Origin of the sequence: Crocinitomix catalasitica ATCC 23190, assembly GCF_000621625.1 — a bacterium.
Classification (GTDB): domain Bacteria; phylum Bacteroidota; class Bacteroidia; order Flavobacteriales_D; family Crocinitomicaceae; genus Crocinitomix; species Crocinitomix catalasitica.
In genome coordinates, this window is the sequence record NZ_JHXV01000006.1 from 59,374 (window position 1) to 74,122 (window position 14,749).

The 14,749-nt window shown below is 34.7% G+C and carries 7 protein-coding genes; 2 read left to right on the forward strand and 5 right to left on the reverse strand.

What is annotated here, in order from left to right; genetic code table 11:
• Window positions 1-11: 11 nt before the first annotated feature.
• Together T367_RS0104210 and T367_RS0104215 are read right to left on the reverse strand one after the other, a co-directional pair.
• Window positions 12-365, reverse strand: a complete 354-nt coding sequence (locus T367_RS0104210; RefSeq protein WP_027418727.1) for a hypothetical protein — start codon at window positions 363-365, stop codon at window positions 12-14.
• Window positions 362-775, reverse strand: a complete 414-nt coding sequence (locus tag T367_RS0104215; protein WP_027418728.1) for an OB-fold protein — start codon at window positions 773-775, stop codon at window positions 362-364. The genes T367_RS0104210 and T367_RS0104215 overlap by 4 nt, the downstream gene beginning before the upstream one ends.
• 265 nt (window positions 776-1,040) lie before the next feature.
• Between T367_RS0104215 and T367_RS0104220 the strand changes: the two genes are divergently transcribed.
• On the forward strand, window positions 1,041-1,661 hold the full coding sequence (locus T367_RS0104220) for a 2OG-Fe(II) oxygenase (RefSeq protein WP_027418729.1): 621 nt from the start codon (window positions 1,041-1,043) through the stop codon (window positions 1,659-1,661).
• A 69-nt stretch (window positions 1,662-1,730) separates the two neighbouring features.
• Here T367_RS0104220 and T367_RS0104225 read toward each other — a convergent pair whose 3' ends face one another.
• The 3 genes from T367_RS0104225 to ileS form a co-directional block, all read right to left on the reverse strand.
• Window positions 1,731-3,176, reverse strand: a complete 1,446-nt coding sequence (locus T367_RS0104225) for a hypothetical protein (protein WP_027418730.1) — start codon at window positions 3,174-3,176, stop codon at window positions 1,731-1,733.
• 88 nt (window positions 3,177-3,264) lie between these two features.
• Window positions 3,265-4,806 carry a tetratricopeptide repeat protein gene (locus tag T367_RS0104230; protein ID WP_027418731.1) on the reverse strand — a complete coding sequence of 514 codons (1,542 nt, stop codon included), beginning with the start codon at window positions 4,804-4,806 and terminating at the stop codon, window positions 3,265-3,267.
• Between the two features lie 65 nt (window positions 4,807-4,871).
• On the reverse strand, window positions 4,872-8,342 hold the full coding sequence (gene ileS, locus T367_RS0104235) for an isoleucine--tRNA ligase (protein WP_027418732.1): 3,471 nt from the start codon (window positions 8,340-8,342) through the stop codon (window positions 4,872-4,874).
• Between the two features lie 279 nt (window positions 8,343-8,621).
• Here ileS and T367_RS0104240 point away from each other — a divergent pair, with 279 nt between their 5' ends.
• A complete protein-coding gene (locus T367_RS0104240; RefSeq protein ID WP_027418733.1) occupies window positions 8,622-14,747 on the forward strand; it encodes a T9SS type A sorting domain-containing protein in 6,126 nt (2,041 codons plus the stop codon).
• The last annotated feature ends 2 nt before the right edge of the window (window positions 14,748-14,749 follow it).

Sequence of the window (14,749 nt, forward strand, 5' to 3'; positions counted from 1 at the left end):
TTTTTTATTATTTAATTATCTAATGCTCCATCATTGATCCATTGTTCAAAATGTTCAATTTGACAATCAGTTAAACTGCCAGACGGGGGCATATCGCGTAAGGTCACGACTCGATTCATTAAAGATCCATTTTCTACTTTTGTAAAAACTTGCGCATAATTTATAAATTCTCCATTTCCACTTCCACCAGCAATATGACAACCTACAGTTGCGCAACTTGCGTTAATGATTGGCATTATGTCTTCCGAAAAGCTTACATCAGTCACATCACATTCCGAATCTTTATACAAATCTTCCTCGTTATCTTTATAACACGAACTTATAACGGCAATAATTGCGCCAAATACTATTGTTTTTTTTATCATTCTAATTCTACTAAAATACAATTATTCAAAATCACGTCCATTAAATAGCCCTGACAGCGACCTTTAACTATAACTTCATCCCCTTTTTTTATACTGTTATCTTGTATATACTTAAATGAACAATTAACGCCACCCATCATCGCCAAATCAGCTTCAAGAATAATGTTAGAGTTGGTTGAATCATTTTTAATGCTCTGAATTATACCGGTCACTTCAATAATTTTGTCTTCGTATTTATTTGTTGCCGCGGCCTCATCATTTTCAAATGCCAAGGTTAAGTCGTTCGCGGATATCTTATAGTCAGGTTTAAAATCATCTAAAGTAGGGACTTTCTTATTGTAAAAATAATATCCTATACCTACACCAATAACTATTGAAATTAAAACAGCTAATAAAATTATTCTTTTCATAATATCTTTTTCATTAGATGTGTAAACAAATATTTTTTCTGTAAAGTACCATTTTTTTTAGATATGAAAAAACACATAAATAATTAAATGACGTATATTCTTTCTAATAAGTTGGGGATCAGTATTTAATTTTGTTGTTGAATGTGCGAATACAATTTTAGAATAGGGAAATAAATTAATCAAATTCTTAAAGCGGCAGAAATTTAAAATTTTATAAAGCTGAATGATATTTATGACTAGCTTACCGCGATTTTAATTGGTTTAAATGAATTATTTTAAAGAAGAACAGTATATAGCGTGGATGGATGCCATAGCGGAGGAAGACTTTGTTGTGATTGACAATTTTATCGATGACGATATGTTTCAAGAAATTTCAACATTTTTTGAAGAAAAATTGGTTGCAAATGATCTTGAGAAGGCTGGAATTGGAGCGATGGGATTACATGTTGTTGAGAAAAAAATTCGAGGTGATTATGTTTATTGGTTAGAGGAGAATGAACTATCTGCATATTTTTCGATGATACAGGAAATGATGGATCAAATTCGACGATTGTGCTTTGTTAGTTTATCAGATTTTGAATGTCATTTAGCACATTATCCGGCTGGAACATTTTATAAAAAACACGTAGATCAATTTAAAGAAAGGAATAATCGAATAATTTCCTTTGTCTTGTATTTGAATGAGGATTGGAAAAAAGGAGATGGAGGAGAGTTAATCATTCATAAAGAGAAAGGTAAAATAGTGGTTGAGCCTATAAAAAATCGATTGATTTTATTTAAGAGTGCGGATGTATTACATGAGGTTGCAATGACCAATGAAAAACGTTTGAGTATTACAGGGTGGATGCTAAATAATCCGGTTGGATTAGGGTTTTTAGCAAAATAAAAAGACCTCCCGTCCTTTTAATAGGGCATGAACGGGAGGCTTATTTTGGGGTTATTATCCCTAAAACAGCTACTTAAATGTCGGTTTTTGACAACCTTTACCGTTCCAAGGTAATAAGCCGGCAGGTAGTCCTTCTTCGATAGTAATTTTTGGTAGGAATACTTCCGCATCCATACCTACACTATTTCCTTGTAAATTCAATCCTAACATACTTCTTAGTTGGTTAGCGCCAGAATTACTTGCAGTCGCAGCTGCATCAACATCTGCTCTGCTTATTTCTTTACGGCTTCCGTATATATTCGCCCATCTTGGATCAACATTAATTTTAATGACTGCAGATTCGTTTCCTTCACTGTTTTGATCAAGATTTACTGATTCATCTAAAATTTCGTTTACATTCATCATCGTATTACGCTCTTTCAAGTCGTATTTTGAATTACCTGTGAACAAGTTATTATTCATTAGTAAAGGTGTGCTTTGACTGTAAACACCACCCATATGACCGAAGCCAAATACGTTATTTTGTAATGTCACTTTTAGATTCTGATCTAGTTTACAGCCGTTCCCTCCATAACTTGCAATAGCATCGTGTTTCCAAGTGAATAATGTTGTGTTTTGACTCACTATAATTTCTGGAATTTCGTTAGGATCGCTACCCATATAACCTGTTAGACATTGGATGGCATTACCTGTATTGTTAATGCAAAAATTGTTTTGAATCAAGGCTTTTCCGCCTTTATGAACACGAACAGATAGCGCGCCTTGTGTTGGAGCAGTATTCATCACAACACAATTTTTAACAGTGATATTTGTATACTTACTAGGGGTAATTACAATTCCACCTGATTCTGGTGCTGGATTTTGTCCTGAAGGAGGGCTTGCTTGACGTCTAATTGCCAAATCTTTATTTTCATGGTATCTATTTCGTGGTCCATTGTCCACAATAATTCCGTCCACAACAATTTCAGACCCTTCTGATAATTGACCATTATCTTCTCTTTGTTGATCTGTTCTAATATAAATTCTAGGATCAGTAGACTTCATATATTCATTTACACCAGTAAAAATAGTTTTGTATGCACCCCAAGGATCTCTCGTTGTAAAATTATCGTCATAACCACCGTAAATTTTAACAGGTACGTTGATTTCATCTGCACCTCTATCACCTTTACTTGTATAAGTTCCTGCAGCGATATATATAATGTCATTAGGTTTTAAGTGATGGATGATATTTCCTAAATCTTTTGCTGGTTTTTCTTTAGTGCCTAACTGTCCTGTACCACGTGTTCTACTCACATACCATTCACGACCGGGTGCTGAAAATTTTGGCGTTGTTTTAGAAGTGTTAACGTTTGAGGTTGAAGAATTTGAATTGCTGTTTAAACTACTCGATTGTGTGTTCGTTGAACCTGTTGTTGATGTAACGGCATTTTTAAATTTTGTTAATGATAATTGACTATTGGCATTAATGCCGAAAAATAATAGTCCGATAAAGATTAGTAATGAATGTTTCATGTTTAGCTGTTTTAATTAATAATAATGCAGCAAACATATTTCAAAACATAAAAATGAGCTTCACCCGATTGGGTGAAATTCAATAAAATCACTGGTTTTCTTGAATTTTTAATAAACTCCCTTTAATAGCAGCCTGTGTTCTATTTTTTACATCTAACTTGGTGTAAAGACTTAGTATATGTGTTTTAATTGTATTCACAGAAAGGAATAATTTCTCGCCAATTTCTTTATTTGATAATCCTAAAACCAAGGCATCTAAAATTTCTTGTTCTCGTTCAGTTAATTTATCATGTAGAACAATATTTAAATCATGAGGGAAGGCTGACTGAGGAGATGATTCGCTTATCAAGTCAATTTCATCTTTTAATTTTAAAGTTTCATTCAGTCTTAACTTAATTTCGGCACGGAGATTATCCATCCTCGCTTTTGAGTTTTTACGTGAAGCAAAAATTATTATAATTAATATGATAATGCCTAATACAGCAATTGTTAACCATAAACGTTGAACAGACATACGACTAAGATTTACTTTGTTCTCTTCGTCTAAAAGTTTATTTTCAAGTAATATTTTATCCTTCTCTAAACTATCTAATAAATGTTTTTTATTGTATTCAAATTGATATTTACTTTGCAATGTTGCCCTTTGATTTTCGATGTTGTTGATGCTATCTCGGATTGTTGAATAAATTTCGAAATAGTTTAAGGCGAGTTGATGTTTGCCCAGTTGCTTATTTATTTTGTATAGTAGTTTTGCTGATTCGTGAGTTTCGTATTTATATCCCCATTTTGAGGCTATCTGATACGAACGATCAGCGAATTTCTTTGCTTTGGCATAGTCTTTCTTTTGCAAGTAAATATTCCCTATTTTATATAATGATAGGGCTTTGGCCTTGTTAAGGTTTAATGAATCTCTTATTCTAAATCCTTTTTTATAAAAATACAGCGCTGTATCTAAATTTCCAATTTGTTCATAGACACTCCCCATATTACTATATGTGTAAGATATGCCGGCATACTCTTTTAACTCATTTCTGATATCTATAGATTTCCGGTAATAATTTAAAGCGGACTTAAAATCTTCCTTAGTTCTAAAATAAGATCCAATGTTATTATAGTTGGTGGCTAGACTTGTTAATTCACCTAATTCAGAATTGATTTCAACACATTCTAAATAATATTCATAGGCCTGGTCATCATTTCCAATATTGGTATGTAATTGGGCAAGGTTATTAAGAATGACGGGGTAGTTGCTAATTAAGCCTTGCTCCTCTGCTAAATAAAGGCTTTTTAGGTTAAATTCAATTGCTGTTGCAATATTGCCCTTTTCGGCATTTAAATATCCTATCCAACCATAAGCTTCGCCTAAGCCATTCTTATTCTTTATCCGTTCAGAAATTTCCAGTCCTTTATATACAAAATACTCTGCTGAGTCCGGATTGCTGAATACAAATTCTCTTGCTAAACGATAATATGTTTCAATACGAAGACTGTCTTCTACCTTGGTGTTGGTTGCAAGTCCGAGCAATGAATCTAATTCGGCTTCCTTACTTTGTTGACCAAAAGAAAAGGTAGAAAATACAAGCAAGCAGGTAACAAGAGTAGACTTTAAAAACACAGAAATTTGCTTCATCAAAACTATTTTAGATGCACTAAAATAGAAGATAAATTGTAATAACTAGCTGAATTATAAAAGATTTAAACTTTTACTAAACGTATGATTACATCTCCTTCTTCTAAATCTGCAAGAATATTTTCTTCAGCTTTTAAAGTCGTAAAATCAATTCCTTCTGCTAAAACTTCTTCACAAATATAATCGGCATTCGATTCAATCGCCGCTTTAATACTATCGTTTGTTTGGAATGATAGATTAATTTTATCCATTACTTCTAAACCGCTTTCTTTACGATAGTTTTGAACTCTGCTGACCAATTCACGAGCAATTCCTTCGCTTTTTAGCTCGTCAGATAGTGTAATATCTAAAGCTACAGTAATTTTACCTTCAGAACTAACCAACCAACCTGGAATGTCATCTGTGCTAATTTCGAAATCCTCTAATACTAGCTCAATAACCTCTCCATTTAACTCACCTTTCCAACCATCATTTTGTTCAACTGCAGAAATATCTGCACCTGTCCATTGGTTAACTAGACCAGCAATGGCTTTCATTTGTTTGCCATACTTCGGTCCAATTGTTTTAAAATTAGGTTTAATTTTTTTGATCAGAACACCTTCTGTATCTTTTAATAGCTCAATCTCTTTGATGTTTGTTTCTGAGAGGATGATGTCTTTTACATCTTCTAATCTTCTCGCAAAATCTTCGTTAAGAATCGGCACCATTATTCTTTGTAATGGCTGCCTTACTTTTATTTGTTTGCCTTTACGAAGACTTAATACCATTGACGATATTTTTTGAGCGATGCTCATTTTTTCCTCAAGGTCTAAATCAATTTCTTTCGTATTGGCAACAGGAAAATCAGTTAAGTGAACCGACTCAACATCAAATCTTCCGGATACTGAATTTAAATCTTGGAACAATTTATCCATGAAAAATGGCGCAATCGGTGCGCTTAAAATGGCAACTGTTTCCAAACATCTATATAAGGTTTGATAAGCAGATATTTTATCTGTCGAATAGTCACCTTTCCAGAATCTTCTTCTACATAAACGAACATACCAATTCGATAATTCGTCTGTTACAAAAAGTTGAATTTGTCTTCCTGCTTTTGTTGGTTCATAAGCTTCAAAAGCTTCGTCGACAGTTTGTATTAATGTATTTAATTTAGATAAAATCCAACGGTCAATTTCTGGACGTTTTTCAATAGAAATTTCATCCTCTTTAAAATTGAAATTATCAATATTTGCATAAAGTGAGAAGAACGAATAAGTATTGTATAGGGTACCAAAAAATTTACGTTGAACTTCAGTGATACCTTCTTCGTCAAATTTTAAATTGTCCCAAGGTTGTGCATTTGTTACCATATACCAACGTGTGGCATCTGGACCATATTTTTCAAGAATTTCAAAAGGTTCAACAGCGTTTCCTTTACTTTTTGACATTTTATGCCCGTTCTTGTCTTGAACAAGTCCGTTAGACATTACGTTTTTGTAGGCTACAGAATCGAAAATTAATCCGGCAATTACATGTTGTGTATAAAACCAACCTCTAGTTTGGTCAACACCTTCCGCAATAAAGTCACTCGGAAAACCTTTGCGACTATCAATTAATTCTTTATTTTCAAATGGATAATGATGTTGTGCATAAGGGACTGATCCTGAATCGAACCAAACATCAATTAAATCTGCTTCTCTTTTAAGTGGCTGCCCAGTAGCTGAAACCAATGTGATTTCGTCAACATAGTTTTTATGTAGGTCTACTTGGTCGTAATTTTCTTTTGACATATCGCCAACTTCGAAATCGGCCAATGGATTTTTATCCATAACACCAGCAACAACAGCTTTATCAGCTTCTGCTTTTAATTGCTCGATTGATGAAATACAAATTTGCTCGGTTTTATCTTCGCTTGTCCAGATTGGAATAGGGATACCCCAATATCTTGAACGTGACAAATTCCAATCGTTTGCGTTTTCAAGCCAATTCCCGAATCTGCCTTCGCCTGTCGCTTTAGGTTGCCAATTAATCGTTTTATTTAAAGCGACTAATTTTTCTCTATTGTCTGCTACTTTTACAAACCACGAATCTAACGGGTAGTATAAAATTGGTTTATCTGTTCTCCAACAATGTGGGTAAGAGTGTTCGTATTTTTCAATTTTAAAAGCCTTATTTTCTATCTTCAATTTGAGCGTTATTCTTTCGTCAACACTCATATAGCCTTTAAGGTCAGCAATGATATCTTTCAGGTTTTCACGTTGAATTTTTAATTCATTTGCTTCATCATCACCTTCTAAATATTCAGCTTTAACATATTCACCGGCAAAACCAAAAATAGGATCAGAGACTTCTTTTCTAAAACGTCCTTGTAAATCAACAAGCGGCACACCTTGGCCATTTTCATCTAAAATCAACATCGGAGGAACGCCAGCTGCTTTTGCTACCAAGGCGTCATCAGCACCAAATGTCGGTGCAGTATGAACGATACCTGTTCCATCTTCAGTCGTAACAAAATCACCACCGATAATAACAAATGCTTTATCTGCATTTTCAAATGGTAATGTATAATCTAAAAGTTGATCGTAACGAATTCCGATCAAGTCTTCCCCTTTACATTCACCAATAATTTGATAAGGAATTGTTTTATCTCCAGCTGTATAGTCTAAATCTTCTGATGCATCAACAGGTTTATATTTTTTATTGAATTGCTTTCCAACTAAATTTTTAGCTAAAACCACTTCAATCGGGTCGAAAGTATATTGATTAAAACTCTTAACCAATACATAATCTATATTTGGACCAACAGTCAAAGCAGTATTAGAAGGTAAAGTCCATGGCGTTGTTGTCCAGGCCATGAAATACATCTTGTCTATATTCGCATTTTTAAACGGTACCTTCTCTCCAGCTTTCACTTTAAATTGTGCAACACAAGTTGTGTCTTTCACGTCCTGATATGCACCAGGTTGATTGATTTCGTGAGAGCTCAATCCTGTTCCAGCTTTTGGTGAATATGGTTGAATTGTATATCCTTTATAAAGTAAATTTTTAGCGTAAAACTGACCTAAAAGCCACCAAACTGTTTCCATATACTTACTTTCATAAGTTATGTATGGATCATCCATATTTACCCAATATCCAATTTTTTGTGTCAATTTATTCCATTCGTCGGTATATCTCAATACAGCTTCGCGACAAGCTTTATTGTAATCTTCAACAGAAATTTTAGTTCCGATATCCTCTTTGGTGATACCAAGTTCTTTCTCCACCTTCAATTCAACCGGTAATCCATGCGTATCCCAACCAGCTTTTCGTTTAACTTGAAAACCCTTCAAAGTTTTGTATCGACAGAAAATATCTTTAATTGAACGCGCCATGACGTGGTGAATGCCAGGCATACCATTCGCTGATGGTGGTCCTTCTGTAAAAATAAAAGGAGGATTTCCTTCTCGTGTGTCAACACTTTTTTTAAAAATTTGGTTCGATTCCCAATCTTCTAAAACTAAATTTGCAATATTGGGTAAGTTAAGACCTTTATACTCAGGATATTTTTTACTCATTTTATACGGAATAAATTGTAGGACGCAAAATTAATGATTATTTGTGAGTAAACCAGCCTTAACTATCGGTCATCTACCTTCAATTCAATAGATATCTATACTGAACACATTGATACTTATCTAGGTATAAAGTCCGAGCAAACCTTTTTTGCATTTTAACGTTAATAAGGCGGCGTCTATCTATTGATTTGATGCTTTAAACTAAGTTTTTGTTAAATTTGTACAAAACTTTATTACTATACGTAAGTATTTTAACGGATATATATTACTCTCAAAAGCATGAAAAAGCATTATTTTATTGGTCTATTGATACTACTTGTTTCCAATTTTAGCTTTGGCGCAAATAGATATTGGGTAGCACCCGGATCAGGAAACTGGAATGATATTGCAAATTGGTCTACTACCAGTGGAGGAGCGGGCGGAGCATCTTTTCCTACAGTTGGAGATTTTGCATATTTTGACGTAAATAGTATTGGCGATTGTAATATAAATATTGATGCTGAATTTGATGGGATTAATACTACAGGCTATGTAGGTACTATTGAAATAGATGGGTTTGTATTTAATCCAACGGTTTCTGGAACAGATATCTGTATTTTTGCATCAGGCACAATTCAAGATACCCCAGGTACTTCTTCAGTCTCTTATACAACAACCAACATCACATATTTTAGCGGTACTACTTTCGATGTTGAAGTAGATGTTGTGAGTGGAAGGTTAGCATTTAATGGAGGTACTTTTAATGAGATCACTACTGTTGAACAAACGGGTGGAAGTAATACACCTGGAACGGGAGGTGTTACTTTTAATAGCACGACAAGTATTACTAATTCGGGTACAGCTTATTTACTATTTGCAAATGCAAGCCCTGATATTTTTAATGGAGATTTAACTTTGCTCAATTCTGGAGCAGGAACAATTAGATTGAGTCAAAATGTAGCAGGGAATATGTTTGATGGTGATATCACTGTAAACTCTACTGATGGCGGAGGAATCTATTTTGGAGATGGTGGAGGTACATCAACATTGTCTGCAGGTCAAACAATCAATATTGGCGTGGATGGTTATAATGATGGCGATTTAAGATTCTACAATTTTACACAATTAGGTGCAACACCTATTGACATAGAATTGACAGCAGATGCTATTTTACGGATAGGTAATTCTACTGAGTTTGGAGGGGCTTTCACCGGAAGATCTCCTCAGATTTATGTTTTTGAATCTACTTTTCTTAGCGATGTAATTTTAGAAAAAACAGGTAGTACAAATGATTATTCAATAGGAGGCTCATTTTTTGAAGGTGATACTGAATTGATTAATTCAAGCGATGGTTATTTTGTTATGGGTAATGGCAATCCTGATGAATTTAGAGGAGATTTATTGTTGAATAATGTCGGAACTTCTCATATATATATTGCTTATAATAGTGCCGGGAACAAATTAGACGGCGATTTAACGGCGAACCTAACTGCTTCAAGCCGAAATATCTATTTAAGTACGACTTCAATTAGTGACTTTACTATTGATGGCGATGTAAATATTTTATCAAATTCTGATGCAAATAGTTCGAATTTTTATTTGGGTGTATCGGGAGATGTAACGATAGGAGGACGATTGGATTTCGAACAATTATCGACGGGTGATAATGCTTATTTTTATATTGCTCAGGGAACTGACAGTCAGGTAGAAATAAATGGTGTAACACATGTTGTTAATAATGCTGTAGGTGTTACTAAACGATTTTATTTAGGAGAAAATGGAGATATTGTATTCAATGACTCGTTGATTATTGAGAATAATTCCGGAAGTACAAATAATGAAATCTATTGTAATAACTCAGCAAATAGTTCAAACGAATACAATAATCATATTTTATTAACACAGAGTAATATTGATGGTGATGGGATATCTTTTGGACGTTCGGGGGGTAATGGAACTTTGGCGACTACTAAATTGGTATCAATTAGTCCTGATGGTTTTGTTGCAGGTCAATTAAGATTTGAAAACTTCACGCAATTAGGGGCAACGGCTCAAGCATTAACGCTTTCAGGCGATGCTTTGCTTTATTTAAACCTTTCAGAATGGGGGGGCGAAATCTCTTTTGTTTCACCGCGAATTTTAACAAAAGAAACGGTTTATCATGAAGCAGCGAGTATGGTAAAATCAGGATCCGGTAATGACGGTAATCATGGAGGGAATCTATTTGAAGCGGGATTAGATTATGATAATAGGTCTACAAATTATGTTCAAATGGGTAATGTTTTACCAGATTCTGTAATTGGTGACTTAAATTTAATTACAAGTGGAAGCAGTTATATTGACTGGGCTTATAATTCGTTAGATAATTATGTTTCTGGAGATGTTAGGATGGATATTATTGGTACTGGCGCTGGAGTGAATAGACTTTTACTCGGAAATGCAACAGGTAGTAGCCTTTTAATTGAAGGCAGTGTTGTTGTTTTAAATCAAGGAGATGCAGCAAGTAATCATGTATATATTGGAAATCAAGGAGATGTTGTTATAGAAGGAGACTTAACAATAGACCATGAGCCAACAGGATTAGCAGGTACTGTTTATGTAGCGAATGGAACGAATTCTAATGTAGAAATTAATGGAAATTTAACTTTAACTCAAGCAGCTGTTGGGGGAAATACGAAGAATTCTTTTATTGGTAATAACGGTGATTTATTAGTCGAGGGAATTCTTACTATTATCAATAATTCAGATGCAAATTCTAATGAAGTAATCTGTAATGCAGGGACAGAAAGTGTTGGTGTTTATGAAGATGATATTATTATTTCTTCTACAGACGTATTGTCTGATGGTGTATCTTTTGGCACGAATGGAGGTACGGGAACATTAGCTGCTACTAAAACAATTACAATTGGAGTTGGAGGATTTGTAGCAGGTAATTTAAATTTTAGAAATTTTAATCAAATAGGTGCAACTGCACAAACTTTAAATGCTACCGGAACTACTTTTTTTAGAAATAGGGATAGTGATTGGGGTGGTGATGTGAATTTTGTTGGCGGTAGAATGCTAACAGAAGGAACCTTGTATAGAGGAACCGCTTATTTGGAAAAATCAGGTGGATCTAGTGAGATTTCTAATGGTGGGAATACTTTTACTCTGGATGCTGAATTAAAGAATTCTGGAGACGGATACTTTTATATGGGGAATGTTTCACCAGATGTCTTCAATGCGAATTTAACAATGAATAATGAAGGGACAAGTCATTTACTAATAGCTTACAACAGTCCTGGCAATATAATCGAAGGTGATTTAATTACGACTAATATTGCCACTGGCGCTGGAGGTGCTTACCTAACTGTTTCTAATAGTAGTATTTCTTCAATCGAAATTAATGGAGATGTAGAAATAACAAATACTGGATCTGCAGGAACAACCAATACAACTTTAGGCGCTAATGGAGATGTGGATATTGCTGGAGACTTAACTGTTTTGCATGGTCCAACAGGAGATAATGGATACTTTTATTTAGCTTCTGGAACGACGTCAGATGTGACAATTGATGGGGATTTTAATTTAACAGTAGACGCCACTGGTGGTGTAACTAAACGTACATACCTGGCAAATCAAGGAACCATTCAGTATAATGGAGATTTTATAATCGATAATAATGGTGATGCAACCAATAACCAAATTTATTGTAATCAAGGGGCAACATCTACAGCTGAATATAATGGAAATATTGTGCTTTCTGCGACAAGTGCAGATGCTGATGGAATTTCCTTCGGTGAAGGTGGAGGTTCTGCTATTTTAGCCGATAGTTATACTGTAAGTTTAGGAGGTCCTTTTATTTCTGGAGATCTTTATTTTAGAAACTTTACACAAGATGGGCCAACTGCTCAAGATATTACAATCACAGGGACAGCTTATTTCAGGATAAATAATGCAGACTGGGGCGGTGATGTTGAATTCACTGGCGCTAGAATGAATACACAAGACTCAAGATTTCGAGGGCTTACTACCCTTGAAAAAACTGGTGGTTCAAGTGATCCATCTGCCGGAGGTAATGTCTTCGATGGAGATTGTATACTTAGAAATTCAGGAGACGCTTATTTTCTAATGGGGAATAATAATTTCGACATTTGGAATGGAGATTTAGATGTTTTAAATACCGGTAGTGATAATATGCATATTGGTTATCGTAGTGCTGGAAATATAATTGAAGGTGATTTAAGTGTAACTAATTCTTCAACTGGTGCAGGAACGGCAACAATTTATCTTTCTAATTATACCGAATCGACAATCACAGTTGAAGGGGATGCTACTTTTGAGAATATAGGGAATACAACAACAGCCAATATGGTTATCGGAGATAATGGCGACATAAACTTCAATGGGGATGTAACGTTAATCAATACACCGACTGGTACAAGTGGAGATATTAGATTCGCAAATAATACAGAGTCTACCGTAAATGTTTTAGGTAATACATCAATAACAAATAATGGATTAACTGGAACAAGTAAACGTATGTTTATCGGTTATAACGGAGATATTGACTTCACAGGGACCGTTGATATATCAAACACTTCGGATGCTACTTACTCAGAAGTTTCGCTGAATGAAAGAGGTAATTCTGTTAATCTTTATAATGATGACATTATTATAAACTGTGATGAGGTAGCTTCAGACGGAGTTTATTTTGGACGATATGGTGGTACGGGTTCATTAGTCGACACAAAGACAGTTTCTATCGGTGCGGATGGCTTTATTGGGGGCAACCTATATTTCAGAGCATTCACACAAATTGGAGGTACTGCACAAACATTAATACCAACAGGTGCTGATACAAGATTTGAAAGTGTTGATTCGGAATGGAATGGCAATGTTGACTTTAGATCAGCAGCGATGTTCACAAATGGGACAACTTATAATGGTAACGCTACATTAGAAAAGAATGGCACAACGAATGACGCTAGTGGCGGAGGCAATATCTTTAATAGCTTTACAATATTAAGAAATACAGGTACTGGTTATTTTATGCCTGCAAACGGAACAGGAAATGATTTTAATGCTGATGTAACATATAATAGTACTGTTGGAGGTATTATTTATCCAACATATAATTCTGAAAGTACATACGCAGGAGATATAACTGTTGATTCTCCAGAAATTGTCACTTTTGGTAACGCTGGTAATGGCCGTGTTATATTGGATGGTGTAACTGCTCAGACGATTAATGCAATTGGAGCAACACCTGCACCTCGTTTTAGAGATTTACAAACGTTAAATACAGTCGATGAAATTACATTAAGCACGCCGATCTCTGTCATTACAGAGTTAGATTTGGATGAAGGTAATTTGATTTCGAGCTTAACGAATATTCTAACAGTGACTGATAATGCTACTGTATCTTCTGTTTCGCATGATGCATATGTTGACGGTCCAGTTGAGAAAGTAGGGAATGATATTTTCACATTTCCTGTTGGAAAAGTTGGGTATTATAGACCAATAGAATTAACAACAGCACCGTCAAGTGGTAGTGCTACTTTTAGAGGTGAATTTTTTCCAGTTGATTGTGTAGATGATGGTATACCTGATGGACCAACCGATCCAACAATACACCATATCAGCGATTGTGAATATTGGATATTAGATAGATTGGTAACAACTAATCCAGTTGTTGTTTCATTGTCTTATTTAGATTTTGATGCAAGAGATTGTAGTGGCGTTGAGGAACAAGCGGATCTTATGGTAGCTAGATATACAGGTTCATTTTGGCAAGATCATGGCAATGGAGGCACTTCAGGTACTCCAGAAGATGGATGGGTGAGCACTTTAGGGGCTGTTACAGATTTTAGTCCATTTACATTGGCAACAATTAGTGGAGCCAATCCATTACCGGTTGAATTACTAAGTTTTGATGCTGAAAAACAGAATGATTTTGTGCAACTTAATTGGTTAACTGCCTCTGAAATTAACAACGACTATTTTGATGTTGAAAGATCAAATGATGGGATTAATTATACGAAAATTGCAAAGGTAGATGGTGCCGGAAATAGTGTTAAAAGATTAAGTTACCAAGTAGAAGATTTTAACCCAAATCCAGGAATGAATTATTACCGACTGAAACAAGTTGATTTTGATGGTGCATTTGAATATTCGCAAGTTGAATCGGTTGAGTTCAATGATTTTTCTGCCATTAAAATGTATCCAAATCCTGCTGGACAAAATGAATTGTTGACTTTAGAATCTAGCTTGCCTATTCAACGTATTATAATGCAAGATGAATCTTCAAGGGTTGTGAATGATGTGACATTTAATGGCGATGAGACACGTGTTGAATTGAACTTAAATAATCTCGCTAAAGGAATTCATTTCGTACAGATTTATACAAGCAATGGTGTGAGTGTGAAAAAAGTAGTTATTCAGTAGAG